This window comes from Echinicola pacifica DSM 19836 (assembly GCF_000373245.1).
In the GTDB taxonomy this organism is placed as follows: Bacteria; Bacteroidota; Bacteroidia; order Cytophagales; family Cyclobacteriaceae; genus Echinicola; species Echinicola pacifica.
The window spans coordinates 221,361-246,850 of the sequence record NZ_KB890739.1; the positions used below are offsets into that span (position 1 = coordinate 221,361).

The window sequence follows — 25,490 nt, forward strand, 5'->3', positions numbered from 1 at the left end:
GGTATGAAGTGGTGCTGGTTGATTTTATTTTCTCTCTGTATTTCCCTTTCTCATGCCCAGGTATTTAAGTTCGGCTTTGTGACCGACACCCATATTGGCTCCCCAAATGGTCAGGCGGAGGAGGACCTGATGCGGACCGTTCAGGATATAAATGCGCAGACGGATATAGCCTTTGTCCTAGTGACGGGAGACCTGACGGAAATGGGGACGGATGAGGAGATTAGTAATGCCAGGAGGATATTGGATGGGCTATCGATTCCATATTATGTGGTGCCGGGAAATCATGATACCGGTTGGTCCGAGTCCGCTGGCCTGACTTTTATTAAGACCTTTGGCTATGATAAGTTTGCCTTCGAATATGAGGGGTACAAATTCATTGGTACGGCATCGGGTCCCTATGTCCGCATGTCCGATGGACATATCCCTCGAGATGCGGTGGTATGGTTGGATTCGGTATTGCAGGCCACTCCTCCCAGCCAGCGAATCATCAATATTAATCATTATCCTTTGGATGAGAGCCTGGACAACTGGTTTGAACTAACCGATCGCCTAAAGGAATACAATACCCAGTTTACGATTTGCGGTCATGGTCATCGTAATAAGGTTTATGATTTTGAGGGAATAGAAGGGGTGATGGGCAGGTCAAACCTCCGTGCAAAGGAAGCTGTAGGTGGCTATAATATCGTGGAGGTTACTCCAGATACGGTGTATTTTCACGAGAAGACTCCCGGAAAGGCAGTCGCCAACCTTTGGCACCAGCTGCCTTTATCAAGCAAGGAATATGAAGACGATAATTCTTACCCAAGGCCTGATTATGCTGTGAATAAGGAATATGCTTCGGAGGTAACTGCAAAGTGGGATTATCACAGTTCGGCAAATATCATTTCCACCCCTGTAGTGGTGGAAGGTTTGGTGATATATGGCAATAGCATTGGGCAGATGGAGGCCTTGTCATTGGACTCAGGGATGTTGGTATGGACTGCAGATGCGGGGGCTGGTGTATTTTCTTCTCCTATTAGGTTTGAGGATATGGTTATTGTTGGTGCAGGAGATGGCTATGTGTATGCTTTCGATATAAGTTCGGGAGAGCAGCGGTGGAGGTATTCCGCAGAAGCAGCCGTTTTGGGTTCTCCGGAGCTCGATGCGGATAAGGTGCTGATCGGTGGAAGTGATGGCGTGTTTCGAGCGATTGATGCGGAGACTGGCGAGGAGATATGGCGGTACGAAGGGCTAAATGGGCCAGTGGTGAGCAAGCCTCTGGTGTATGATGGTTTGGTGTTCTTTGGGGCATGGGACACGTATTTATATGCATTGGAGGTTGATACTGGAAAGCTAAAATGGAAATGGTCCAATGGCTCATCAAATAGGATGTTTTCCCCCGCTATGTGCACCCCTGTCGCAGCAGAAGGACGGCTATTTATCGTGGCTCCGGATCGATATATGACGGCTTTTGATGCGCGGACCGGAGAGCAGCTCTGGAGGACCAATGAGCATACCGTGAGGGAATCGATTGGGATTTCTGAGGATGGCACAGAGGTATATGCCAAAACTATGAATGATAAAATTGTCGCCTTTGCGGCTAGGGGCAATTCACCCCAGCTCCTTTGGGAAGTAGATTGTCATTTTGGCTACGATCATATTCCTAATATGCTTCAAGTAAAAAACAGGGATGTTTACTTTGGAACAAAAAACAGCACTATTTATAGTCTTGATTCGAAGTCTCAAGCGATCAATTGGAAGTATAAAATTGATAACTCCATGGCGAATACGGTTCGTTTGGTGGATGGTAATTCACTAATAGTCACCACGATGGATGGTAAAGTGCTGCGGTTGATGTATTAGGGATTGATAATAAATAGTATTTGTTGCAATGGCATTTTCTCTAAGGAGAGGATGCCATTTTTTTTGTCTTATGCTCCAGCATGATTTCAAAGCATTTGTACTTTGAGGAAGGAAAGTAAATAGTGTTAAAGTTCTTATTATCAATATTTTATGGCTTTTATGTCCTTAGATATTGCGTGTTCCTTCCTTTGTTTTGAAAAACACGGCGAAAGTGTGTATTTACGTTTTTGGAGGAACTGGCCGACTGATTGTGAGTAGGCTGTGGTTTGTTTACAGAATAACTCTGATCATACAGGGTATTGGTGGGTCTTTATACAAATGATTAAATGCCTATTGGTATTGAAGTATAATGGTATTAAATTTAGTATGATCATTTTATGTTTTCATAGATGATAATATTTTGAGTTTTTATTTTCTTTATCTGCTTTATAATGGGTTTTTTAGGTTAAAAAGAATTTTGATATAAAGCGAGTACTTATGTGAGTTTTTTGGGTGAAGTCTAGGCAGAGGGAAGGAGTGGGAGGAAGGAATTGATTTTGAATAGCATAGAATATCTAACATTTACACCTATAAACAACAAGATTATGGCAATTCAGATAGTACCGGGAGACTTAGGGTCGAAGGAGTTTTTTGTTAATGACGAGAGTTATCCCGTCGGGGAATTTTTCTTATACCGATCGGGTGATTCAGTAATGTTTAAAAGCCTTAATACTGGCTGCACGGCTATTTCCGGTAAATATTATGAATTCATTGATGAGGCTGGGGATTCATTCAATTCATCAGGTGATTTGCTGACCTATCTTGATCAGGTGATTTTTGAGGGGAATCCTAATCCGGTGAATGGTCAGGAAATAGTAAGTGCTTTACAGAATTTACCAAAAGAGCAGCGGTTGAGTTATATGTATTTGAAAAATACTCCCAGTCTAAAATTAAGAGAAACTGATTTTAATGTTACAGGAGATGAGGTTCAACTAAACGAGTATGAATATACTGAGGGAAATATTCTATTATTCGACCGGAAAAGGATGTATGGCTCCCATATGACACCTTTGAGAGGCGATATTTTAGATTATTATGATGCGGGGGTGGATTCTACCAAAGGTGAGGGGATGATATTTCATAAGGACAGTGTAGTGCCAAATTTTCCGGATGGTTTTTATTTGGAAGCTGGATCTTATCTTATTGATAATTTAAATATTATTAGGTACCAATTTATTAGTAATTCTTTCAAGTTGTATTCGATTACTAGCATTAGTGGTTTTGAGCCTGCGGATTTAAATTACGGACTTGTATTATCCTATGACTTCAACCAGGAAGCACTTCGCAGAGGGGCCATTGTTGATAAAAGTCTCTATGAAAATGAAGGTGTCCTGGTGAATAGTAATGATGCTTTATGGGAGCCGGACTCCACTGATGGGTATAAAATAGTATTGGGAAATTCTGACGATGAAAATTCGAGAAGTTATATTCAGGTTCCTGTTTCTGATTCATTGGAAAGTGTAAAGTATAAATTTTCAATTTATGTGGATTTCGGAAGGTATTCCTCCGCTGGAAGGGTGTTTTTTGCCACATTTAAGAAAAGCAGTGGAGACACAGGGATCAAAATAGGTACCGTTTCTGATGGAAGACTCGAGGTGTCAATCAATGAATCGATTATCGGTACATATGGAAGAATCCGCTCCAACAGCCCGGAAGGTTCCTATCCTTTGGATGGTACCACCTTGGGCTACCTGATCACCTATGATGGACTTGCATTAAAGATCTATGTAAATGGGGTGCTCAATAAAAGCCAAGATATCCCTGAAGCTTACCTGGATATTTCTTCTGATTCAGATTGGTTTTTAGGTAAAATGGATGGTGAAACACCACCTGACAGAACTGTTATTACCAACTTTATGGTTTGGAATAGGGTCTTAACAGACAAAGAAATCGAGATTTTAGAATCTAAAATCGATAAAGTGTCGGTGGTGAAATATTGCCCATTTGATGAAATTCTTACTAATACCGTGAGAGATCAATTAGGGGAAAAAGATGCATGGATCAAAAGACAGTGCTTCAATGATCCTGAGGATATTTCAATTAGTGATTTTGTTTCCAGAGAAGGGGGCACATCGGGTAAATTTGTTTTAACACGTGGATTGCTTTACGGTGGGACAAAACACCGAACCGAGCTCTTGTCTGAAACAGCTATGCCGGAGCATTATACTGATATGAAAAAGTGGACCAGCTTCTCCATCTATTTTCCTGAAGATTATTATATCGATGAAAGTCATCAGATTGCAGAAGTAATTTATCAGGTACATGCTGGCCATGGTCAGTCTCCACCAGTAAGTATTAGGTCAGAATATGATCATTTTTATCTGCAAGTTTGCTTTGGTGAATTTGATGCAACGTATGAAGAACATGCGGAGCTAAAGGATGAACTTAGACAAAGATTCTATTTTGGAGAGATTGATCCAGGATCATGGCATGACTTTGTGGTATACTATGAGTTAAGCCCCTTTAGTGATGGAGTTACTAAGTTGTGGTTTAATAGAGATTTAGTGGTCGATTATGTCGGTCCAAACCTATACACGAATGACGTAGAATTTGAGTATTCCTGGAAAGTGGGTCTATATGCAGCCGCTTGGCTGGATGGTAAAGGAGAAACGCTGCCAAATGATAGGGTTTTATACTATGATGAAGTTAGGATTGCAGATAATAATTTGCCAGCTTCAGTAATGTTCCAAAAAATGGATCCGGAGGGAAGAAAAGCCTTAAGTGGGATTAGTTATCCTAATAATCCTATAGAAATTTTTGGCCAAGGAAAATAGAATGGGCAATAATTTATAAGGCCTATTTATTTCAGTAAATTTAAAAAGCCGTCATTCAGCTACCTGCATTAGGTGCTGATGACGGCTTTTTCTTTTTCTTTGATAAATAATTAGAATTCATCTCCCTCCAATATTTACCTCTCAGCAAGCTGGAACTGACTATAAGAAGTTTGGTTTGTCAAGCTTCTGGCCTATCCTGTAGGCGGCATTCATCAAGCCCACATGGCTATAAGCCTGAGGGAAATTACCCCACTGACTGCCGGTCTTATGATCCACATCTTCGGAGAATAACTGAAGGTGATTACAGTACTTAGTGAGCGTTTCAAATCCCTCTACAGCCTCATCCAGTCGATTGACACAGGCCAGTGCTTCGATATACCAGAAGGCACAGATCAGGAAGGTAGTTTCCGGCACTCCAAAATCATCCATATGCTTATACCTATAGAAGAGGTAATCCTCTGCCAATAAGTCTTTTTCCAGCATTTTTAGGTGATTGTTGGCGCGCTCCAGGTCGTTTCCGAAATAGCCCATCGTGATGAGCTGCAAGGTGCTGGCATCCATATTCTTGGTGCCTATCGCCTGAGAATAAGCCTTCATCTCAGGGATATAGCAAGCCTCGATCTTGTCGATAGACAGCTGCTTCAGGCGCTCAGCCTTGGTTCTCATTTCATCATCCCCCATTCGATCGGCGATCTTGATCGCTGCACAGGATCCCGCCCAGTGGAAGATAAAGGTATAGCAGTGCTCTTGAGCTAGGTTCCTGAATTCCCATAAGCCTGCATCTTTTTCATTCATGGTCTCTTCGATCTTGTCGAGCAGGTTATGAATGAATGGAGCCGAATGGCTCTTTTCTGCCTCTATGAATCGCTTATCTGCATACAATGGCAATAAACTCACTAATACCTGACCGTAAAGGTCATTCTGAATATGGGTATAAGCTTGATTTCCAAACCTTACTGGCTGATTGCCCATATATCCTGAGAGTTCACTTAGCTCCTCTGTAAGCAGGGCGGAGCCAGTGATGGAATATAAAGGCTGATATCTCCCCGTCTCATTGGTGGGTAGGTTTTGGATGAATTCAAAATAGCGCTCTAATTCCTGAAAGTGCCCCAGGGAATTGAATACATTCAGGGTGTAATAGCTGTCTCTAATCCAGCAGTAGCGGTAATCCCAGTTTCTGGTCGAGCCCGGAGACTCGGGAAGGCTGGTGGTGCTAGCCGCAATAATGGCTCCGGTGTCCTCAAACTGGTGGATCTTCAAAGCCAAGGCTGAACGAACAACCAGCTTCTGGTAGAAATGAGGTATGCTGGTGGATTTTATCCATTCCCTCCAATACTGAGTGGTGGCTTGCAGGAAGCGTTCTGCGGTGCTTTCTACCGCGGCTTCTAGAGGCTGGCCGTAGGTGAGGAATAAGTAAATGGGGCGCTGAAGCCTGAAGGCACAGTCATCCATAATATAATTGACCGAGCAGTTGGAGGTAAGTCGTACCGCTTGCTCTGCTCCTAAGTATTCGATATGGTTGCTATTCATGCAGGGCTTCAATACCGTCTGCCCACGATTGGCCACTGGCTTGCAATTAATTTTTATTCGCGGCTCGCCTTTGATAGGTTCCACCTTACGGATCACCATCAGTGGCTTATGATAGCGATCAAAATTCATAAACCTCGGCGCAAAATCGGTGACGGAATAAGCCTCCTCGCCTCCGTTGGTATGAATAGTGGTTTTTAGAATGTTGGTGTTTTCCAGGTATTCCTGATCGGTGGTGAAGTCTGGTGACTCCGGCAATATGCTGAATTCGCCCCCTTTTTCCCGGTCCAGCATTCCTCCAAACATAAAATCGCTGTCAAATCTTGGAAAACATAGCCAGCTGATATTGGTGTTTTTTTCGATATGGGCGATGTAGGCACAGTTGCCTATAAGACCCGTACCGTATAAATGTCTATCTGTCATATTTTTTGGTTGAATGGTAAAAAAAGTAACGTGGCAAATTTTGGGCTTAACGTTGAATATAGGAAAAAAAATAAAAAATTGTAAGCCGATCTCACTTAAATTGGCCTTGGGTTAATTATAACCGAGGGTATCGCTTTTTCAATATCAGCCTTCAATGGGGTTTTTCCCCTTGCTTTTTACGAAAGTACCAATGGTATTTACCCCTTATCACTATCCGATAGCAGCTCCTTTTTCTATCCTCAATTGGCATCAGCCTTAATAAGAGATATAAAAAGAACCGTTTTTCTTGGGCCAGGAGTGCGGTATGGCCTATGCAAGAATGAATGACTGCTGCCAAAAATCAATTGCCTTAAACCTTAATTAAATTAGTTTTAGAAATAAGTCTTATCGACGCTCTTCGAAAGGAACATACACCACCTTTTTAGTGTCAAAATACTCCTCGTCGAAATAGTCTTCGAGGTGATAAGTGACATAGCTGATGGATAACTCTTCCATTTCCTCATCCACTTCACCACCTTTTAGGTAAAGAATGCCATTCTGGAATTCGTTAATATCTTCTTTCTTAAATTTGCCTTTTACCCATGGATAAAAATTCACCATACGTGTCACCGCACGGCTCACCACAAAATCATATTTTCGGTTTAGGCTTTCTGCTCGGACCTGCTGAGCTTCCACATTGGAGAGCTTAAGTTGTTTGACCACATCCTTGACCACCGTTATCTTTTTGCCAATGGAGTCCACCAAGTGGAAGTTTACCTCTGGATAAAGAATCGCCAGTGGAATGCCCGGAAATCCCCCGCCAGTGCCGATGTCCAGCACCCAAGTGCCAGGCTCAAAACTGCAGACCTTGGCGATACCTAGTGAATGCAAGACATGGTGGGTATAAAAAGCCTCCATGTCCTTACGGCTGATGACATTGATCTTTTGATTCCAATCGTTATACAATTCCCCCAAAGCAGTAAATTGCTCCTTTTGCTTATCGGTTAATTGGGGGAAGTATTTTAAAATCAATTCAAGTTCCTCAGACATGGTTTGTAATATTTTGGATAATGAGTCGGCAAAGATACACCTTTAGCCGATACATAGCGAAGGGATGGGGGCTGTAAATGATTTAAATTGTCCAGGAGAATAGAATGCCTTCTCCCTTATTTATTAGATGTGCTTTTCTTTACCTTGAGCGATTTCGTACAGCAATTCACGTGATCGGTGCAGCTGTGCCTTTACCGTACCGAGGGGCTTGTCCAGCTCCTTGGCGATCTCATCATAGGAGAGCTCATCAAAATACCGCAGTTTTACTAGCTTACGGTACTTTGCAGGAAGCTTATTGACAAATATCCTTACCATTTCGATGCGCTGGGATCTGATATACTCGTCCTGCGGGTTGTTATCATCATCTTCTACGTCAATATTGACCGAGTTTCCCCCATCATCCGTCAGGGTATTATTTAGACTCATGGTCTTCAGCTTCTTTTTCCGAATAAAATCAATTGTATTATTAGTGGCGATACGGAATAGCCAAGTACTAAAAGTATAGTCTTTTTTGAATTTATGTAGATTTCGGAAGGCTTTTGCAAAAGCCTCCATGGTAAGGTCCTCAGCGTCGTCAGCATCACGGATCATCTTTAAAATCATAAAATACACCGCTTTTTTATACCTCTTCATCAAGGAAGCATAAGCCTGCTGGTCATTTTTCTCAACCGCCTGATCTATTAAATCAAAATCTTCTAACGCTTTGTCTGAGAAACCTCTTTCGTTTATTTCCATCGAACTGTTTTTGATAGGTAACCTTTAGCCCCAATAACCCAAAAATAACTTAAATACATTAAATCAAAAAACATAGTCCACATCACTTTCTGTTTGCCCTCTAATTTTTCGACTGCCTGATTAAATGTTGACCATTGGAGCACTGCCCTTGCTAAGATAATAACTGTTATCAGCAGAATTAGTTCCCAAGCCTTTATATTACATATCAAAACTAAGGCTGTTGCCCAAAAAAACAAATGACTTAATGCATATATGCCAATTTTTATTTTGGCGCCGGCCTTATAATGCCTCCCCGCCTGATAGTGACGCTGTTTTTGGAGGAAATAATCATTGAACTTTTTCTTGGGAGTGGAATAGGTGATGCTTCTTGGGTCGATTACCACGGCAGTGTTTTTTCTGCTGGCATGCCGATTTACGTACAGATCATCATCTCCCCCCAGAATATGCCATAATCCTTTGAAGGCTTTTTGGTCCATAAAATACTGCCTTCTATAGGCGAGGTTTCTGCCAATACCCATAAAAGGCGCCTTCCATAGCGCAAAGGAGAAATACTGAATAGCTGTAAACCAAGTCTCATATCGTATAAGCGCATTGATGAAGCCCTTCTCCTTATGGTAAGCACCATAGCCCAGAGCAAAAACCTTCCCTTGCATGCGAATGGGCCGTGTCAGAAGCTTTACCCAATCCTGGGTGGCGGGCAGGCAGTCCGCATCCGTCAGGACCAATACATCGTACTTGGCCACCTTGATGCCCAGGGTTAGCGCATACTTCTTTGGCGTGACATGGGCAGGAGTGTAATCTATGGTGACCGTACGCAGCTGAGGGTACTGTATCATAAGCTGCGCAAGTACCTCACGGGTACCATCAAAGGAGCGGTCATTGATCACTAAGATCTCAAAAGCCTCATAATTCTGCTGAGCCAGCAGAGGGATCAAAACCTCAAGATTCCTGGCCTCATTCCTTGCGGCAATAATAATGCTGACCCCTTCCAATTGCTGGTCGGGCTGGTCGGTATTATTTTGACGAAAATAGCTTAGCTTACCAAACACCACCAGCAAATAGAAAAATTGGATGAATGCCGTAAACCCGAATATGAGCCAGAGAAAATTAATGATCATTGGATAGTTTGATTACAAGGCAAAGATAAAATCAAAAACAGCAACTCTTTTAAGGATAAGCTTATATTTTTGTGACAGATTTGATAATTAAATCATAACTAGATCGTTTGATCTGGATTGAAAAGGAGATTTCATGAAGTTTATTCTTGAGCATAAAGACGAAAAAAGTAAAGCCAGAGCGGGAATCGTTAAAACCGACCATGGCGATATCCAAACGCCCATTTTTATGCCTGTCGGAACCGCTGGTTCTGTCAAGGCGGTGCATCAGAGGGAGTTGACCTATGATGTGAAGGCACAGATCATATTGGGTAATACCTACCATCTCTACCTTAGACCTGGTCTGGATATACTCGAAAAGGCCGGGGGCTTACATAAGTTTAATGGCTGGAATAAACCGATCCTGACCGATAGTGGAGGATATCAGGTGTTTTCTCTTGCTGGTACTCGCAAGATTACCGAGGAAGGTGTGATGTTTAAGAGCCATATAGATGGCTCAAAACATAACTTCACTCCGGAGAATGTCATGGACATCCAGCGAACCATCGGTGCGGATATCATCATGGCCTTTGATGAGTGTACGCCCTATCCCTGCGACTATGGCTATGCACGCGAAAGCATGGGTATGACACATCGCTGGCTGAAGCGCTGCATCGAGCAGGTGGACAAGACCGAAGGGAAATATGGCTATAACCAGACGCTATTCCCCATCGTGCAGGGAAGTGTGTATAAAGACCTGCGAAAGCAATCTGCGGAATTTATCGCTTCCTGCGAGAGGGACGGCAATGCGATCGGTGGCTTGTCCGTGGGAGAGCCCGCTGAGATGATGTATGAGATGACCGAATTGGTCACCGATATACTTCCTTCCGACAAGCCTCGTTACCTTATGGGGGTGGGGACTCCCGCAAATATTCTGGAGTGTATTGCCTTGGGTGTGGATATGTTTGACTGCGTGATGCCCACCCGCAATGCCCGAAATGGGATGTTATTCACCTCTGAGGGGATTATGAATATGCGAAATGAAAAATGGAAGGATGATTTCTCCCCTATAGATTCTAGTATCAATAGCTATGTGAGTAATTTCTATTCCAAAGCTTATTTGAGACACCTCACCGTTAGCAAGGAGATTCTGGCTGCTCAGATAGCAAGTGTGCATAACCTGAGCTTCTACCTTTGGCTGGTAGCTGAGGCGAGAGAGAAGATCAAGACAGGGGAGTTTTCTGCCTGGAAAGACATGATGGTCAAAAAAGTAAGCACAAGATTATGATCAAAATACTGGATAAACTTATCATTAAAGATTTCCTCAAAACCTACTTTTTTGTGGTGTTGATGTTGATTCTTATTGTTTTGGTATTGGATTTTACCGAAAAGAATGATGCGTTTATCCGTAATGAGGTGCCTTCAGGGGAGATTTTAAAGTATATGTTCAATTATGGGCTGTACTTAAATAATCTTCTGACACCGATTACAGTCTTTATTTCCGTGATTTTCATCACTTCGAGGATGGCGGGCCGCACAGAGATAGTGGCGATTCTGAGCAGTGGCATTAGCTTTATCAGAATGCTGCGCCCCTTTCTGATGGGTGCAGCGATGATTGCAATAGCCAGTTTCCTTCTCAATGGCTGGGTCTTGCCGGGAGCCACCGCTTCATTATATAAGTTTAAAATGGAGTACCTGGATGATGACGCTCAGTTTAATTACCAAAACCTCCATGTCAAGGTAGCCCCTGATGTATATGCCTATATTTCTAAGTACTATACAGGGCCTAAAACGGGCTACAGCTTTACCTTGGAGCATATCACTGAGGGACGGCTGATCAGTAAGTTGACCGCAGATAGGATTACCTGGGACACCACCACCAATGCCTGGAAGGTGAAAAACTGGAAGATCAGAAAGCTGCAGGATATGGGTGAAGACTTCTCCGTGGGAGAAGAGATGGATACCGTGCTATCTATTACTCCAAATGACTTTGACCTGCCTCCGAATCACCACGAAACGCTGATCCTGCCTGAATTAAGTAAGCAGATCAAGGTGCTGGAAGAGCGTGGGGCAGACAATGTTAGTTTTTATAAAATCGAACGTTATGTGCGCTTCATGTCACCTTTTGCAGCGATTATATTGACTTTTATAGGCGTGATCGTGTCTTCAAAGAAAACTCGCGGCGGCTCAGGCTTTAAGATTGCCCTGGGCTTCATGCTGGCCTTTGTGTATATTATTTTGTTTTTGCTTTCTCGTACTTTTGCGGAAGCAGGGACCACTTACCCGATATTCGCCATATGGCTCCCCAATATCATTTTTGCCTTGACTGGCTTAGTGATGTATAAAACTATCCCTCGATAAACCAATGAATAGCACCTCTGCAAAAGATTATCTGATGCTGCATCTTGTGGTATTGATATGGGGCTTTACAGCCATCTTGGGACTATTGATAAGCATCCCGGCAGTGGAGATTGTGTTTTATAGAACCTTGATAGCCTCGGGGATATTGGGGCTTTTCTTTTTGCTGCGCAAAAGAAATATGCGTCTGCCAAAAGAAGATTTCTGGAAAGTCATCGGCACTGGAGCCCTGATCGGCATGCATTGGATCTTGTTTTTTGGTGCTGCCCGGGTGGCCACGGCATCCGTATGCTTAGCAGGAATTGCGACCTGCTCTCTATGGACAGCATTCCTGGAGCCCATGGTGAATAAGTCTCAGGTGAAATGGTATGAGGTCATGCTGGGACTCATCGTCCTGCTGGGTTTATATGTGATTTTTAGATTTGAATTTGAGCATTGGGAAGGTCTGCTGATGGCGGTGGCCTCCGCATTTCTGGGGGCTTGCTTTACCGTAAGCAATGGATTACTTACCAAAAAACACTCGGCCTACCTCCTTACATTCTATGAGATGGCTGGAGCATGCGCTTTCTCCGTGCTTTTCATGCCTATATATGCTTATTATTGGGCAGGCGAATCAGGATTACAATTGATTCCTACTGCCGCAGATTGGTTTTGGTTACTGGTACTAAGTGGAATTTGTACAGTGTATGCCTTCTCTGTTTCGGTAGAACTAATGAAAAGGCTCTCGGTATTTGTGATTAACCTTAGCGTAAATATGGAGCCGGTGTATGGAATAGCCCTTGCCGTTTTGATATTTGGGGAGAAGGAAAAGATGACGGAAGGTTTCTATTTTGGCACCTTGATCATCCTGGCCTCGGTAGCGCTGTACCCAGTTTTTAATTATGTCTATAAGAAAAGGAAGAATAAACAATTGCTAAGAGTGCAGTAAAGCCCACGTCCTGGAAGGCAGGGCTTTATTGACCTATATTTTTTGGACTTCCTCTCAGGATTTTACCTCTAAGGGGGCTGAATACGTGAAATAGTGCTCGGGGTAGTCCAGAAGCTTCGGGGCATGATCAAATAGTCCAAACACGGTGGAGCCAGAGCCCGACATGGAGGCATAGAAAGCTCCACTAGTATATAGCTGTTCCTTAACCTCTGCTATTTCGGGGTGTTTCGGAAAGATGCTGGTTTCGAAATCATTGCTTAGTCTTTCTTTCCAAAGCTTCCGATCCGCCAGGGTTTCCCGAATATCATATGTGGGGGCAGCGGGACTGACACCTGCATACGCTTCTTTGGTGCCTATATGGATGGCAGGATTGATCAGGACAAGGTGGCAGTCGGAGAGGTCGATGGAGAGGTCTTCAAGGATCTCGCCCCTGCCGGTAGCTATTTTAGGCTTATTCTCTATAAAGAAAGGGCAGTCGCTCCCCAGTTCTGCAGCATAGTCCTCGAGAAACCAATCTTCGAGATGGAGATCAAACATGCTATTCATCATGCTAATGGCAAAGGCGCCATCTGCTGAGCCTCCGCCGAGGCCTGCTCCCATGGGGATGGTTTTGTGTAAGTGAATTTGGATATTAGGGAGGTCATTGAAGTCTTTTCTGAGTAGCTTCAGGGCTTTTAGAATCAGGTTGTCCTTTTCATTTCCAGGGATAAGGATTCCTGTGTTTTTGAAGGAGGTTTTGTCTGCGGGGATGATCTCCAGGGCATCTGTAAGCGGGATGGGGATCATGCAAGTAATCAGGTTATGATAGCCGTCTTTTCGCTTTTCAGTGATATATAATCCAAGATTGATCTTGGCATTGGGGAATAGTAACATAAAATATGGGGCAAAGTATCAGAGCAAAAGTATTAAAAATGATGTATATTTTTTTGGTCAAAGGGGAAGTGCTAGGTGGAATCTTTGTGATTTCTTTCGAAATGGCCTTCAAAAGTTGGTTTGAGGGATTATTATTCCTGTTTTTTTTAACAAAAATTTAAAATAAAATGAAATCAGAAGATTATTTTGAAAATTCTGAAATTCTTTTTGATATAACACAAAAAAGTGGGTAATACATAAAAAAGACTATCAAAAACTAAAGTGAAATAGGAGTAATGCAATAGTTTAATTTTTATTTCATTTTAAAAAATGAAATAAAATATTGTAAGTGTGGAATTAGGGTTTTACTTTTGTTAAGCAATTAGAAAAAGAAAAGGTTCGATACCACTAAACACTAAAAATAGCATGTTAAAAATAGTCAGCGTCATTAACTTTATTATCATTCTCATTTTCACTTGTAAATGAGGCGCTAGACTATTGTAAAACATCCATAAAGCAATAAAGTGCCTCATACCCTGAGGCACTTTTTTTTATAAGGCATAAAACAGAAGAAAATATACATAATGAGTGATTTGAAGAAATATAGTTGGGAAATCAGTGATAATCAGGAGAATCCTGCGGCTATGGCGATGTTATATGCCACCGGTATCAGTGATAAAAAGATGAAGCAGCCCTTCGTAGGGGTAGCGAGTTGTGGGTATGAGAGCAATCCTTGCAATATGCACCTCAACAGCTTTGCGGCAGATATTAAGGAATCCACCGAAAAGGCGGATCTTTCAGGCTTTATTTTTAACACTATTGGGATTTCTGATGGGCAGTCCATGGGTACTTCCGGTATGAAGTACAGTCTTCCTTCTCGGGAGGTAATTGCTGACTCCATCGAATCCTTCATTTTGGGTCATTCTTTTGACGGGGTGGTGACCATCCCGGGTTGTGATAAGAATATGCCCGGCGTGGTAATGGGTATGTTGCGTATCAATCGACCAGCGATTATGGTTTTTGGCGGTACCATCCGTTCAGGACACTATAAAGGAGAAAAGTTAAATATCGTTTCAGCCTTCGAAGCTTACGGAAAGAAGATCAATGGTCAGATCTCCGATGAGGATTATATGGGAGTGATCAAGAATGCCTGTCCTGGTGCAGGGGCTTGTGGTGGAATGTATACTGCCAACACCATGTCTTCAGCGATCGAGGCAATGGGGCTTTCCCTGCCTTTTAGCTCTTCTTATCCTGCCACTTCTCAGGAGAAGCGTGATGAATGTGCCAATATGGGCAAGTATATCAAGCAGCTATTGGCGCTGGATATCAAGCCAAAAGATATTATTACTCGCAAGAGTCTTGAAAATGCAGTTAGAGTTACGGTTGCCCTTGGTGGAAGTACCAATGCTGCCCTTCATATTCTGGCTATCGCCAAGACGGCCGGGATAGAGTTTACCCTTGAAGATTTCAAGAAAATCAATGCGGAGACTCCGGTATTGGGAGACTTCAAGCCTAGTGGTAAGTTCATGATGGAAGATTTATATGAAATAGGCGGTCTTCCGGCATTTTTGAAATACTTCCTGAATGAAGGCTTGCTTCATGGAGATTGTATCACGGTTACTGGTAAGACCATGGCCGAAAACCTCGAAGGCATAGAGCCAGTGAAAGTTTCCAAGGAGAGCGTTATCCATCCATTGGATAATCCTATCAAGGAGTCTGGCCACCTTTGCGTATTGCATGGTAACCTTGCTCCAGGAGGAGCAGTAGCAAAGATCTCTGGAAAAGAGGGGAAAAGCTTCACGGGTACTGCCAGGGTATTTGACAGTGAGGAATCGGCCAATGAGGCGATGAAGAATAAAAATGTACAAAAAGGAGACGTTGTAGTGATCAGAAATGTAGGGCCAAAAGGTGGTCCAGGCATGCCTGAGATGCTCAAGCCTACGTCTATTATCATTGGTGCGGGACTTGGTTCTGATGTTGCGATGGTGACAGATGGCCGATTCTCAGGAGGTACCCATGGTTTTGTGGTGGGTCACGTGACTCCAGAAGCCTATCTGGGAGGTCCTATTGGACTGATCGCAGATGGTGATATCATTACCATCGATGCCGATAGCCTGGAGATCAATGTAAATCTATCCGAAGAGCAGTTTGCCGAAAGGAAGAAAAGCTGGAAACAAAAGGACTTGAGTCATCTGGAAGGTACTTTAAAGAAATATAATTTATTAGTATCTACCGCGTCTGAGGGGTGTGTTACAGATCAAAAGTAACATTATAGACCAATCATAAAAAAGGACTTGAACCTCAAATATAATATATTTTAACAATGAAAGATTCGAGAATCAGAGGAGCTGAGATCGTAATCAAATCCTTGGTAGCCGAGAATTCAGAGTATATCTTTGGATACCCAGGAGGAGCCATCATGCCAGTGTATGATGCGCTATATGATTACGCCGATCAAATCAAACATGTACTTACAAGGCATGAACAAGGAGCCATCCACGCCGCCCAAGGGTATGCACGGGTTTCCGGTCGGGTCGGTGTCTGCATCGCTACGTCAGGACCAGGTGCTACTAACCTTATTACAGGCTTAGCAGATGCCTTGATCGATAGTACTCCTCTGGTCTGTATCACTGGTCAGGTGGCTTCGGCTCTGCTAGGTACAGATGCTTTTCAGGAAACAGATGTAGTGGGATTTTCTATGCCTGGTACCAAGTGGAATATACAGGTACGCAGGGTAGAGGATATTGCTCCGGCAATCGCCAAAGGATTTCATATTGCTGGCACGGGAAGACCGGGGCCAGTACTGATTGATATTACCAAGGATGCTCAAAATGCCCTAGGTGAGTTCAGCTATGTGCCTTGCTTAGGCATAAGATCATATAGACCCTATCCAGTGGTAAATATGTCCGAAATTGAGCGCGCTGCAGAGGTGATCAATAAGGCCGAAAGACCCTATGTTGTCTTTGGCCAGGGTGTCGTAATCGGCACCGCCGAGGCAGAGCTTAAGGCTTTCCTTGACAAAACAGGGATTCCTGCAGCCTGTACTTTATTAGGCTCAGGCGCACTTAGTGAAGATCATCCACTCTATGTGGGTAAGCTGGGAATGCACGGTAACTATGCTCCAAACCTCCTTACCAATAAGTGTGATGTATTGATCGCTATTGGGATGAGATTTGATGACCGGGTGACGGGCGATCTGAAGCGATACGCTAAGCAAGCGAAGGTGGTTCACCTAGAGCTTGACAATGCCGAGATCGATAAGAATGTAAGATGTGAAGTGTCGGTATTAGCTGACTGCAAAGAAAGTCTTCCTCTTCTGACTGCCAAGGTGAATGAAAATAACCATGCAGACTGGGTAAGTAAATTCCGGGAATTGGAAGAAGATGAGAAGAGTGCGGTGGTTTCCTTAGATCTCTCTCCGACCAAAATCGGGCTGACTATGGGTGAAGTGATCCGATATATCAATGAGTTTAAGAATGACAATGCTGTGCTGGTGACCGATGTAGGTCAGCATCAGATGATCGCTTGGAGGTACTTTAAGTACAAGCAGACACGTACCCAGATCACCTCAGGTGGACTTGGTACGATGGGATTCAGCCTTCCCGCAGCACTTGGTGCGCAGCTAGCAGACGTGAATCGTCAGGTGGTATGTGTGGTAGGAGATGGCGGTATACAGATGACGATCCAGGAGCTTGGGACCATCATGCAGACTAAGGCACCAGTGAAGGTAGTACTGCTTAATAATGACTTCCTTGGAATGGTAAGACAGTGGCAGCAGCTATTCTTTGATAAGCGTTATTCCTTTACAGAGCTGGACAACCCGGATTTTGTAAAGATTGCTGAGGCGTATAATATGAAAGCCACGAAGGTCTCTGAGAGAGGGAATCTCCGTGATACGGTAGCAGAAATGATGTCCCATCAGGGACCATACTTCCTGGAAGTGGTAGTGGAAAAAGAAGATAATGTTTTTCCAATGATCCCGACAGGGTGTTCTGTAGAAGAAGTTAGACTAACCTAAGCTCAATATTTTATGAATCGATATACTGTATCTCTTTTTACTGAGAATTTTATAGGTATCCTTAATCGGGTAACCTTGATTTTCACTAGAAGGGGTGTAAATATAGACGCCCTTACGGCATCAGAAAGTAAGGAAGACGGAGTGCATAGGATCACGATAGAAGTGACCACCACGGAGGATCAAGTGATCCAGATCGTGAAGCAAACCGAGAAGATTATCGATGTGATCAAGTCTTTTTATTATTTGGATGAGGAAGTGGTGTATCAGGAGATCGCCCTTTACAAAATCCCAATAAGCAGTTTGGATCCGGGATTGGAGAAGGTAATTCGCCAATACAATGCAAGGATTATTTCTGCGGAAAAAGAATTTGTAGTCATCGAAATGACCGGCCATAAAGAGGACACCAAGGCCTTATTGGAGATTTTGCAGGATTTTAATATCCTGGAATTTGCCCGATCTGGACGCGTGGCCGTGGCCAAACCAATGGGAACAATAGCACAATATTTGAATAATTAAATCTAGAAACAATGAAACTGAAATTCGGAACAGTTGAAGAAGATGTAGTAACAAGAGAAGAATTCCCTCTTGAGAAAGCCAGAGAAGTACTTAAGGATGAGACCATTGCTGTATTAGGCTATGGTGTTCAAGGTCCTGGACAGGCTCTAAACCTTAAAGACAATGGTTTTAATGTAATCGTTGGTCAGCGTAAAAATTCCAAAACTTGGGACAAGGCTGTCGCTGACGGATGGGTACCTGGCGAAACCCTTTTTGAGCTTGAAGAAGCTTGCGAAAAAGGCACCATTCTTCAGTTCTTACTTTCTGATGCAGGTCAAATTTCTCTATGGCCAACCGTAAAGAAACACCTTACTCCTGGTAAGACTCTTTATTTTTCTCACGGTTTTGGAGTTACTTATAAAGACCAGACTGGTATCATTCCACCTGAAGATGTGGACGTAATCCTGGTAGCACCAAAAGGATCAGGTACTTCTTTGAGAAGAATGTTTGTAGAAGGTAGAGGACTTAACTCTTCTTTTGCAATCTATCAGGACGCTACAGGCAAGGCCCGTGAGAGAGTAATCGCTCTTGGTATCGGCGTGGGTTCTGGATACTTGTTCGAAACCAACTTCTACAGAGAAGTGACTTCTGACCTTACCGGCGAAAGAGGTACTTTGATGGGAGCTATCCAAGGGATCTTTGCTGCTCAGTATGAAGTGTTGAGAGAAAATGGTCACTCTCCTTCTGAAGCTTTCAACGAAACGGTAGAAGAGCTTACTCAGTCTCTTATGCCTTTGGTAGCTGAAAATGGAATGGACTGGATGTATGCCAACTGCTCTACAACAGCACAAAGAGGTGCTTTGGACTGGTGGAAGCCATTCAGAGATGCTTCTAAGCCAGTATTCGAGGCGCTTTACAAAAGCGTAACCGACGGTCAGGAAGCTGCCAAGTCTATCGAGTCTAACAGTAAGTCTGATTACAGAGAGAAGCTTGAAGTAGAATTGACTGAGCTTAGAGAATCTGAAATGTGGAGAGCTGGAGCAACTGTCCGCAAATTGAGACCAGAAAATAATTAATTTATAGCTTATTGGGAGGTCTTAGATTATGAAGAGATTAGAGATAATGTGCAGTAGATAGAGACTTTCCCGAAACAATATTCGGGAGGAATAGGTAGAAGCTCAGGCTTTTAAACCTATTCCTTCTGGATTTTAAGACGATTGACAACAGAACAGATGGAACAGAAAACATTATTTGACAAAGTCTGGGATGCACACGTGGTTAAGTCCGTTCCGGGCGGCCCTGATGTGTTTTTCATTGATAAGCACTTTATCCATGAAGTAACCAGTCCAGTGGCATTCCTTAACCTTGAAACCAGAGGGAATAAGGTGCTCTTTCCGGAGCGTACTGTAGCCACTCCTGATCATAACGTACCCACGATCGATCAGGATAAAACTATAAAAGATAAGCTTTCCCGTATGCAGGTGGAAAAGCTTCGCCAAAACTGCAAAAACCACGATATTGAACTGCATGATCTAGGATCAGATCATCACGGTATCGTCCATGTTATTGGTCCCGAGCTCGGTATTACCCAGCCAGGAATGACCATTGTATGTGGAGATAGCCACACTTCTACCCATGGAGCTTTTGGCGCTATCGCTTTTGGTATCGGTACCAGCGAAGTGGAGATGGTTTTTGCCTCTCAGTGCATCATGCAGTCCAAGCCAAAAAGAATGAGAATCACCGTCAATGGTGAACTCGGCGAAGGCGTCACTTCCAAGGACATCATCCTTTATATCATCTCAAAAATCTCCGCTAGTGGTGGCACTGGTTACTTCCTGGAGTATGCCGGATCTGCGATCCAAAGCCTCAGCATGGAAGCGCGAATGACCATCTGTAATATGAGTATTGAGATGGGGGCTAGAGGTGGACTGATCGCTCCTGATCAGACCACATTCGACTACCTCGAAGGGAAAGACCATGCGCCTAAAGGCGAAGATTGGGATAAGGCTGTGGCCTATTGGAAAACCCTCAAAACCGATGATGGCGCTGAGTTTGATCTTGAATATACCTATGATGCTGCCGACATCGAACCTATGATCACCTATGGTACCAACCCTGGTATGGGGATCAAAGTAAAAGGCAATATCCCTACCACAGACGGTATGGAAGGAAGTAATAAAAAAACCTACCTGAAGTCATTGGATTATATGGGCTTCCAGCCCGGTGAACCTATCCAAGGGAAGAAAATTGACTATGTCTTCGTTGGTAGCTGTACCAATGGACGTATCGAAGATATTCGCTCCGTAGCCAACTTCGTGAAAGGAAAGAAAAAAGCAGATAATATCACCGCTTGGATCGTTCCTGGATCTAGAGAAGTAGAAAGACTGGCGATCAAAGAAGGCTTGGTAGAAATACTTGAAGAAGCTGGTTTCAAACTGAGACAGCCTGGCTGCTCGGCTTGCCTAGCCATGAACGATGATAAAATCCCTGCCGGTAAATACGCTGTGTCTACCTCCAACAGGAATTTTGAAGGTCGTCAAGGACCTGGAGCAAGAACCTTGCTCGCCTCTCCATTGACTGTGGCGGCAGTGGCCATCACAGGCGAAGTGACTGACCCACGCGAAGTATAATCTAAAACGATCTAAACAATGGCTTACGATAAGTTTAATGTATTAAAAAGTACGGTGGTCCCCTTGTCAACAGAGAATGTGGATACGGACCAGATCATCCCTGCTCGATTTCTGAAAGCTACCACTAGAGAAGGTTTTGGAGATAATCTATTCAGGGATTGGAGATATGATAACGAGGGCAACCCTAAAGCGGATTTTGTACTGAATGACCCTACTTATAGCGGTAAAGTACTCGTGGCAGGTAAAAACTTCGGTTCAGGATCTAGCCGGGAGCATGCCGCATGGGCCATCTATGATTATGGCTTCAGATGTGTGGTTTCTAGCTTTTTTGCTGATATCTTCAAAAATAATGCCCTAAATATCGGCATTCTTCCAGTGACCATCAGCCCTGAATTCCTGGACGAAATCTTCGCGGAAGTGGAGAAGGATCCTAAAACTGAGGTGGAAGTGGATATCGAAAAACAAACCATAACCCTGCTCAGCACAGGTACTTCTGAGTCTTTTGACATCAACTCCTATAAAAAGGACAATATGCAAAATGGCTTTGATGATATCGATTACCTCCTGAGTATGAAAGAGGAAATCCTGGCCTTTGAGCCTTCCAGACGATAAGTCGCCACGATTATAATACTAATGGGAGCGTAGCGGTCGGCTTCGCTAGCCCCTGCGCTCCCATAATTAATGTTGATCGCCCAGCCGCCCCCTGAGTGCATTGGGCTTGATACTATTATTATTACCTGATACTAGACACTTGATGCTAGTCACTAGATACTAAATAACATGCGTCTTCATCATCAAATAGAAATCATGGATACCACGCTGAGGGATGGCGAACAGACCTCGGGCGTATCTTTCCTGCCTTCCGAAAAACTCCAAATTGCTAAACTGCTCTTGGAGGAATTGAAGGTGGACAGGATTGAAGTGGCATCCGCAAGGGTTTCTGAAGGAGAGCTGGAGGGGGTGAAGAAAATCACGCATTGGGCAACCGAAAAAGGATACCTCGATAGAGTAGAAGTTCTCGGATTTGTCGATACGCCAGCCTCAGTAGATTGGTTAGTGGAAGCTGGTGCCAAAGTGCTCAACCTCCTGACCAAAGGCTCTCTAAATCACCTGGTCCATCAGCTTAAAAAAACTCCTGAAAGGCATTTTGCAGATATCAAAAAATGCATTGACTATGCCCGCCAAAAAGGCATCGCCGTCAATGTATACCTGGAAGACTGGAGCAGTGGCATGCGTAATTCTAAGGAATATACCTTATCACTTATTGACTTTTTGAAGGACCAGCAGGTGGAGCGAATCATGCTTCCTGATACTCTTGGAATCCTGAAGCCTGAAGAAGTAGCGACTTTTATCGCAGAGGTACACGCTACTTTTCCGAAGGTACATTTTGACTTTCATGCCCATAATGATTACGATCTCTCCGTTGCCAATGTCCTTGAGGCAGTGAAAAACGGAGTGAAAGGGGTACATTCCACCATCAATGGTCTGGGAGAAAGAGCCGGCAACGCTCCTTTGGAAAGTGTCGCCGCCGCCTTATCGGATTTTACTTCTACAAAACTGAATATTCAGGAAAATAAAATCTATAGGGTAAGTAAATTAGTGGAGCAGTTCTCTGGACTGCATATCCCATCTAATAAACCCGTGGTGGGTGAAAATGTATTCACCCAAACCGCCGGAATCCATGCAGATGGAGATAATAAAAAGAACCTTTATTTCAATGACCTCCTTCCCGAGCGATTTGGGAGAACAAGAAAATATGCTCTTGGCAAGACCTCTGGCAAAGCGAATATCCTCAAGAACCTGATGGAATTGGGGATCTCCCTTGAGCCGGATGAACTCACTAAGGTGACGCAAAAAATCATCGAACTAGGAGACCGTAAGGAAAGGGTCACCACCGAAGACCTTCCTTATATCATATCTGATGTGCTTCAGAATAACTCTATCCGTAAGGATATCAGTATTGAAGGCTATCATATGACTCACTCCAAAGGCCTCAAGCCAACGGTGCAGCTGAAGCTAAACATCCTCGGCAGCAGCTATGAAGCTCACGCTTCTGGCAATGGCCAATTTGACTCTTTTATGCTTGCGGTACAGGAGATTTACCAGACCTTGGGTAAGAAGCTTCCAAAGCTTACAGACTTTAGTGTCAGCATCCCTCCAGGTGGTAAGACGGATGCCTTCGTGGAAACGGTAATCACCTGGGATTATGGTAGGATTATCAAAACCAAAGGCCTGGACAGTGACCAGACTGTGGCTGCAATGATGGCCACAGAAAAAATGCTAAATATTATAGAACAAATTACTTTAGGAACAACAGAAAATACAAACCATGGAAATGAATATCGCACTGCTGCCAGGTGATGGCATTGGACCAGAAGTGATCGAGCAAACCGTAAAGGTGATTAAAGCTATCGGTCAAAAATTTGGACACACAATTACTTTTACCGAAGCTGTAGTAGGAGCCGCGGCTATTGACGCCACCGGAAACCCTTACCCTGACGCCACACATGAGATATGCCTTAAGGCTGATGCTGTGCTTTTTGGTGCAATCGGTGACCCGAAATATGATAATGATCCCAAAGCTAAAGTAAGACCTGAGCAAGGATTGTTAGACATGAGAAGGAAATTAGGCCTTTTTTCAAACGTTCGACCTACTTTTACCTTCCCTTCCCTAATCCATAAATCTCCATTGAAAAAAGACCGTATCGAAGGTACTGACCTGGTGTTCTTAAGAGAGCTTACTGGTGGTATCTATTTCGGTGAGCCTCGTGGAAGAAATGAGCAAGGAACCAAAGCTTTTGATACTAATATATATAGCAAGGAAGAAATCACTCGTTTGGCGAGAATGGGCTTCGAATTTGCTCAAAAAAGAAGAAAACTGTTGACCTGCGTAGATAAGGCCAACGTGATGGCGACCTCCAGGCTATGGAGAGAGACCGTTCAGGAGCTGGAAGCAGATTATCCGGATGTGAAAGTGGAGTATGAATTTGTCGATGCCGTAGCCATGCGACTTATCCAGTGGCCTAAAGCCTATGATGTATTGATCACCGAAAACCTCTTTGGTGATATCCTTACGGATGAAGCTAGTGTGATCTCTGGCTCTATGGGCTTGATGCCTTCCGCTTCTTTGGGTACTGATGTGAAGTTGTTTGAGCCTATCCATGGTTCTTATCCTCAAGCTGCTGGCAAGGACATCGCCAATCCATTGGCGACTGTGCTCTCTGCTGCTATGATGTTTGAGTATGCATTTGACCTTAAAGATGAGGCTAAAGCTATTTCTGATGTCGTAAACCTCTCTCTTGCAGAAGGAGTGGTGACAGAAGATATCGCTGAAGGCGATAAGGCTTATAAAACTTCCGAAGTGGGAGATTGGCTGGCGGAGCAGATTCTAAAGTAATTTAGATAGTATTGATATGAATAGTTAGAGACGGAATCCATTTTGGGTTCCGTTTTTTTTGTTATACCTGCCAGAAGCCCGGCAGACTTAATCTCTTTATGAAAAATACAGAAGTGAGCGGTGGAGATCCTACCGATTAATCACACCAAAATTTGAGATTGTAGGTGATTTGATTTTACTAAAGATACTTCTTACACTTGAAGGGGGGCACTTATAGTGGACAGCTTTACCTTTCACTGAGCCCTCCTATCAAGTAGCGATCGCATTATAAAATGATCTAGGTGGGTTTTTCAGCGTAAGAAATTATGATAATGTGGGCTTAAATGGTTCTGACGAAGGCCACTGGCTCAGGAAATCTAAAAACCTTGAGGATGTTTTATTAAAAATAGGGAAATATTACTAGGGCAATATTCGGTAAGACAAGGCGGCCTCTACTGTCAAAAGTATAAAAGCCACGGATGCGCGAATAAACTGTATTCGGCATCCGTGGCTTTTATTAATTGCTATCGTATGATTTATTTCTTATCAGAAAACTTCTCCATGATTTCCTCGGAGATTCCTGTATTGGAGTATCCACCATCATGAAAAAGATTCTGCATGGTGACCATTCTCGTGAAGTCAGAGAATAAGGACACGATATATTCTGCACATGATTCCGCTGAGGCATTGCCTAGGGGAGATACAGAATTAGCAAAGTTATAGAAAGCATCAAAACCACCGATGCCAGCACCTGCCGTGGTGATGGTAGGAGATTGGGAGATGGTGTTTACCCTTACTTTCTTACTCTTGCCATATCGGTAGCCGTAGCCTCTGGCTATACTCTCCAATAAGGCCTTAGCATCTGCCATATCCGTATAAAAAGGGAATACCCGCTGCGCGGCAATATAAGATAAACCGACGATGGAACCCCACTCGTTCATGACATCCTGCTTCTCGGCGACCTGCATCATCTTGTGAAATGACAAGGCAGAGATATCATATGATTTCATTGCCCAGTCATAATTAAGGTCTCCATAAGCTCTGCCTTTCCTGATATTAGGAGACATGCCGATAGAATGCAGCAAAAAGTCGAAATTGCCACCTAAATATTCCTTAGCCTCAGCATATAGCTTTTCGATATCCTCCACAGAAGTGGCATCTGCAGGTACCACGATGGTATTACACTCCTGCGCCAGCTCATTGATGGCTCCCATTCGCATCGCAATTGGAGCATTGGTAAGTACAAACTTAGCTCCCTGCTCTTTTGCTTTAAGGGCTGTTTTCCATGCGATAGAGTTCTCGTCCAATGCGCCGGTAATGATTCCTTTTTTTCCTTGTAATAGGTTTTCAGGCATAATATGTTCTGATTT

The 25,490-nt window shown here is 43.5% G+C and carries 19 protein-coding genes; 13 read left to right on the forward strand and 6 right to left on the reverse strand.

Annotated elements, in window-relative coordinates; translation table 11 throughout:
* Positions 1 to 3: 3 nt before the first annotated feature.
* Both B050_RS0105465 and B050_RS0105470 read left to right on the forward strand, forming a co-directional pair.
* Positions 4 to 1,842 carry an outer membrane protein assembly factor BamB family protein gene (locus B050_RS0105465; RefSeq protein WP_018472886.1) on the forward strand — a complete coding sequence of 613 codons (1,839 nt, stop codon included), beginning with the start codon at positions 4 to 6 and terminating at the stop codon, positions 1,840 to 1,842.
* 584 nt (positions 1,843 to 2,426) lie between these two features.
* A complete protein-coding gene (locus B050_RS0105470) occupies positions 2,427 to 4,655 on the forward strand; it encodes a heparin lyase I family protein (protein WP_083923238.1) in 2,229 nt (742 codons plus the stop codon).
* 159 nt (positions 4,656 to 4,814) lie between these two features.
* Here the strand turns inward: B050_RS0105470 and B050_RS0105475 are convergent, their stop codons facing one another.
* The 4 genes from B050_RS0105475 to B050_RS0105490 form a co-directional block, all read right to left on the reverse strand.
* Positions 4,815 to 6,605 carry a glycoside hydrolase family 15 protein gene (locus tag B050_RS0105475; RefSeq protein ID WP_018472888.1) on the reverse strand — a complete coding sequence of 597 codons (1,791 nt, stop codon included), beginning with the start codon at positions 6,603 to 6,605 and terminating at the stop codon, positions 4,815 to 4,817.
* A gap of 384 nt (positions 6,606 to 6,989) precedes the next feature.
* Positions 6,990 to 7,634 (reverse strand): 16S rRNA (guanine(527)-N(7))-methyltransferase RsmG, encoded by a 645-nt coding sequence (gene rsmG, locus B050_RS0105480; RefSeq protein WP_018472889.1) that lies wholly within the window; start codon positions 7,632 to 7,634, stop codon positions 6,990 to 6,992.
* Between the two features lie 123 nt (positions 7,635 to 7,757).
* Positions 7,758 to 8,369, reverse strand: coding sequence for an RNA polymerase sigma factor (locus tag B050_RS0105485; RefSeq protein ID WP_018472890.1), 612 nt, complete (start codon positions 8,367 to 8,369; stop codon positions 7,758 to 7,760).
* On the reverse strand, positions 8,360 to 9,487 hold the full coding sequence (locus tag B050_RS0105490) for a glycosyltransferase (protein ID WP_018472891.1): 1,128 nt from the start codon (positions 9,485 to 9,487) through the stop codon (positions 8,360 to 8,362). Before B050_RS0105490 ends, B050_RS0105485 begins: the two co-directional genes overlap by 10 nt.
* 133 nt (positions 9,488 to 9,620) lie before the next feature.
* Between B050_RS0105490 and tgt the strand changes: the two genes are divergently transcribed.
* Genes tgt through B050_RS0105505 form a run of 3 tightly spaced genes read left to right on the forward strand, consistent with a single transcriptional unit; the run spans position 9,621 to position 12,749 of the window.
* Positions 9,621 to 10,751, forward strand: a complete 1,131-nt coding sequence (gene tgt / locus B050_RS0105495; RefSeq protein WP_018472892.1) for a tRNA guanosine(34) transglycosylase Tgt — start codon at positions 9,621 to 9,623, stop codon at positions 10,749 to 10,751.
* Positions 10,751 to 11,824 carry an LptF/LptG family permease gene (locus B050_RS0105500; RefSeq protein WP_026235661.1) on the forward strand — a complete coding sequence of 358 codons (1,074 nt, stop codon included), beginning with the start codon at positions 10,751 to 10,753 and terminating at the stop codon, positions 11,822 to 11,824. The genes tgt and B050_RS0105500 overlap by 1 nt, the downstream gene beginning before the upstream one ends.
* Positions 11,825 to 11,828: 4 nt before the next feature.
* Positions 11,829 to 12,749, forward strand: a complete 921-nt coding sequence (locus B050_RS0105505; protein WP_018472894.1) for a DMT family transporter — start codon at positions 11,829 to 11,831, stop codon at positions 12,747 to 12,749.
* A 54-nt stretch (positions 12,750 to 12,803) separates the two neighbouring features.
* Here B050_RS0105505 and ispE read toward each other — a convergent pair whose 3' ends face one another.
* Entirely contained in the window at positions 12,804 to 13,622 is an 819-nt protein-coding gene (ispE, locus tag B050_RS0105510; protein ID WP_018472895.1) for a 4-(cytidine 5'-diphospho)-2-C-methyl-D-erythritol kinase, read from the reverse strand.
* Between the two features lie 563 nt (positions 13,623 to 14,185).
* Between ispE and ilvD the strand changes: the two genes are divergently transcribed.
* The 8 genes from ilvD to leuB all read left to right on the forward strand — a co-directional run bounded on the left by ilvD (position 14,186) and on the right by leuB (position 24,141).
* Positions 14,186 to 15,868, forward strand: a complete 1,683-nt coding sequence (ilvD, locus tag B050_RS0105525; protein WP_018472898.1) for a dihydroxy-acid dehydratase — start codon at positions 14,186 to 14,188, stop codon at positions 15,866 to 15,868.
* A gap of 56 nt (positions 15,869 to 15,924) precedes the next feature.
* A complete protein-coding gene (gene ilvB, locus B050_RS0105530) occupies positions 15,925 to 17,619 on the forward strand; it encodes a biosynthetic-type acetolactate synthase large subunit (protein ID WP_018472899.1) in 1,695 nt (564 codons plus the stop codon).
* Between the two features lie 12 nt (positions 17,620 to 17,631).
* On the forward strand, positions 17,632 to 18,135 hold the full coding sequence (gene ilvN / locus B050_RS0105535; protein WP_018472900.1) for an acetolactate synthase small subunit: 504 nt from the start codon (positions 17,632 to 17,634) through the stop codon (positions 18,133 to 18,135).
* Between the two features lie 11 nt (positions 18,136 to 18,146).
* Complete coding sequence (gene ilvC / locus B050_RS0105540; protein WP_018472901.1) at positions 18,147 to 19,190, forward strand: ketol-acid reductoisomerase; 1,044 nt, start codon at positions 18,147 to 18,149, stop codon at positions 19,188 to 19,190.
* A gap of 156 nt (positions 19,191 to 19,346) precedes the next feature.
* Positions 19,347 to 20,744, forward strand: coding sequence for a 3-isopropylmalate dehydratase large subunit (gene leuC / locus B050_RS0105545; RefSeq protein WP_018472902.1), 1,398 nt, complete (start codon positions 19,347 to 19,349; stop codon positions 20,742 to 20,744).
* 18 nt (positions 20,745 to 20,762) lie between these two features.
* Positions 20,763 to 21,356 (forward strand): 3-isopropylmalate dehydratase small subunit, encoded by a 594-nt coding sequence (gene leuD / locus B050_RS0105550; protein ID WP_018472903.1) that lies wholly within the window; start codon positions 20,763 to 20,765, stop codon positions 21,354 to 21,356.
* Between the two features lie 168 nt (positions 21,357 to 21,524).
* The gene (locus tag B050_RS0105555; RefSeq protein ID WP_026235662.1) at positions 21,525 to 23,105 is read left to right on the forward strand and encodes an alpha-isopropylmalate synthase regulatory domain-containing protein; all 1,581 of its coding nucleotides are present in this window, start codon (positions 21,525 to 21,527) and stop codon (positions 23,103 to 23,105) included.
* Complete coding sequence (gene leuB, locus B050_RS0105560) at positions 23,074 to 24,141, forward strand: 3-isopropylmalate dehydrogenase (protein ID WP_018472905.1); 1,068 nt, start codon at positions 23,074 to 23,076, stop codon at positions 24,139 to 24,141. The genes B050_RS0105555 and leuB overlap by 32 nt, the downstream gene beginning before the upstream one ends.
* 515 nt (positions 24,142 to 24,656) lie before the next feature.
* On the opposite strand, the gene B050_RS0105565 is transcribed toward leuB, so the two are convergent.
* On the reverse strand, positions 24,657 to 25,475 hold the full coding sequence (locus tag B050_RS0105565) for an enoyl-ACP reductase FabI (protein WP_018472906.1): 819 nt from the start codon (positions 25,473 to 25,475) through the stop codon (positions 24,657 to 24,659).
* Positions 25,476 to 25,490 lie beyond the last annotated feature (15 nt).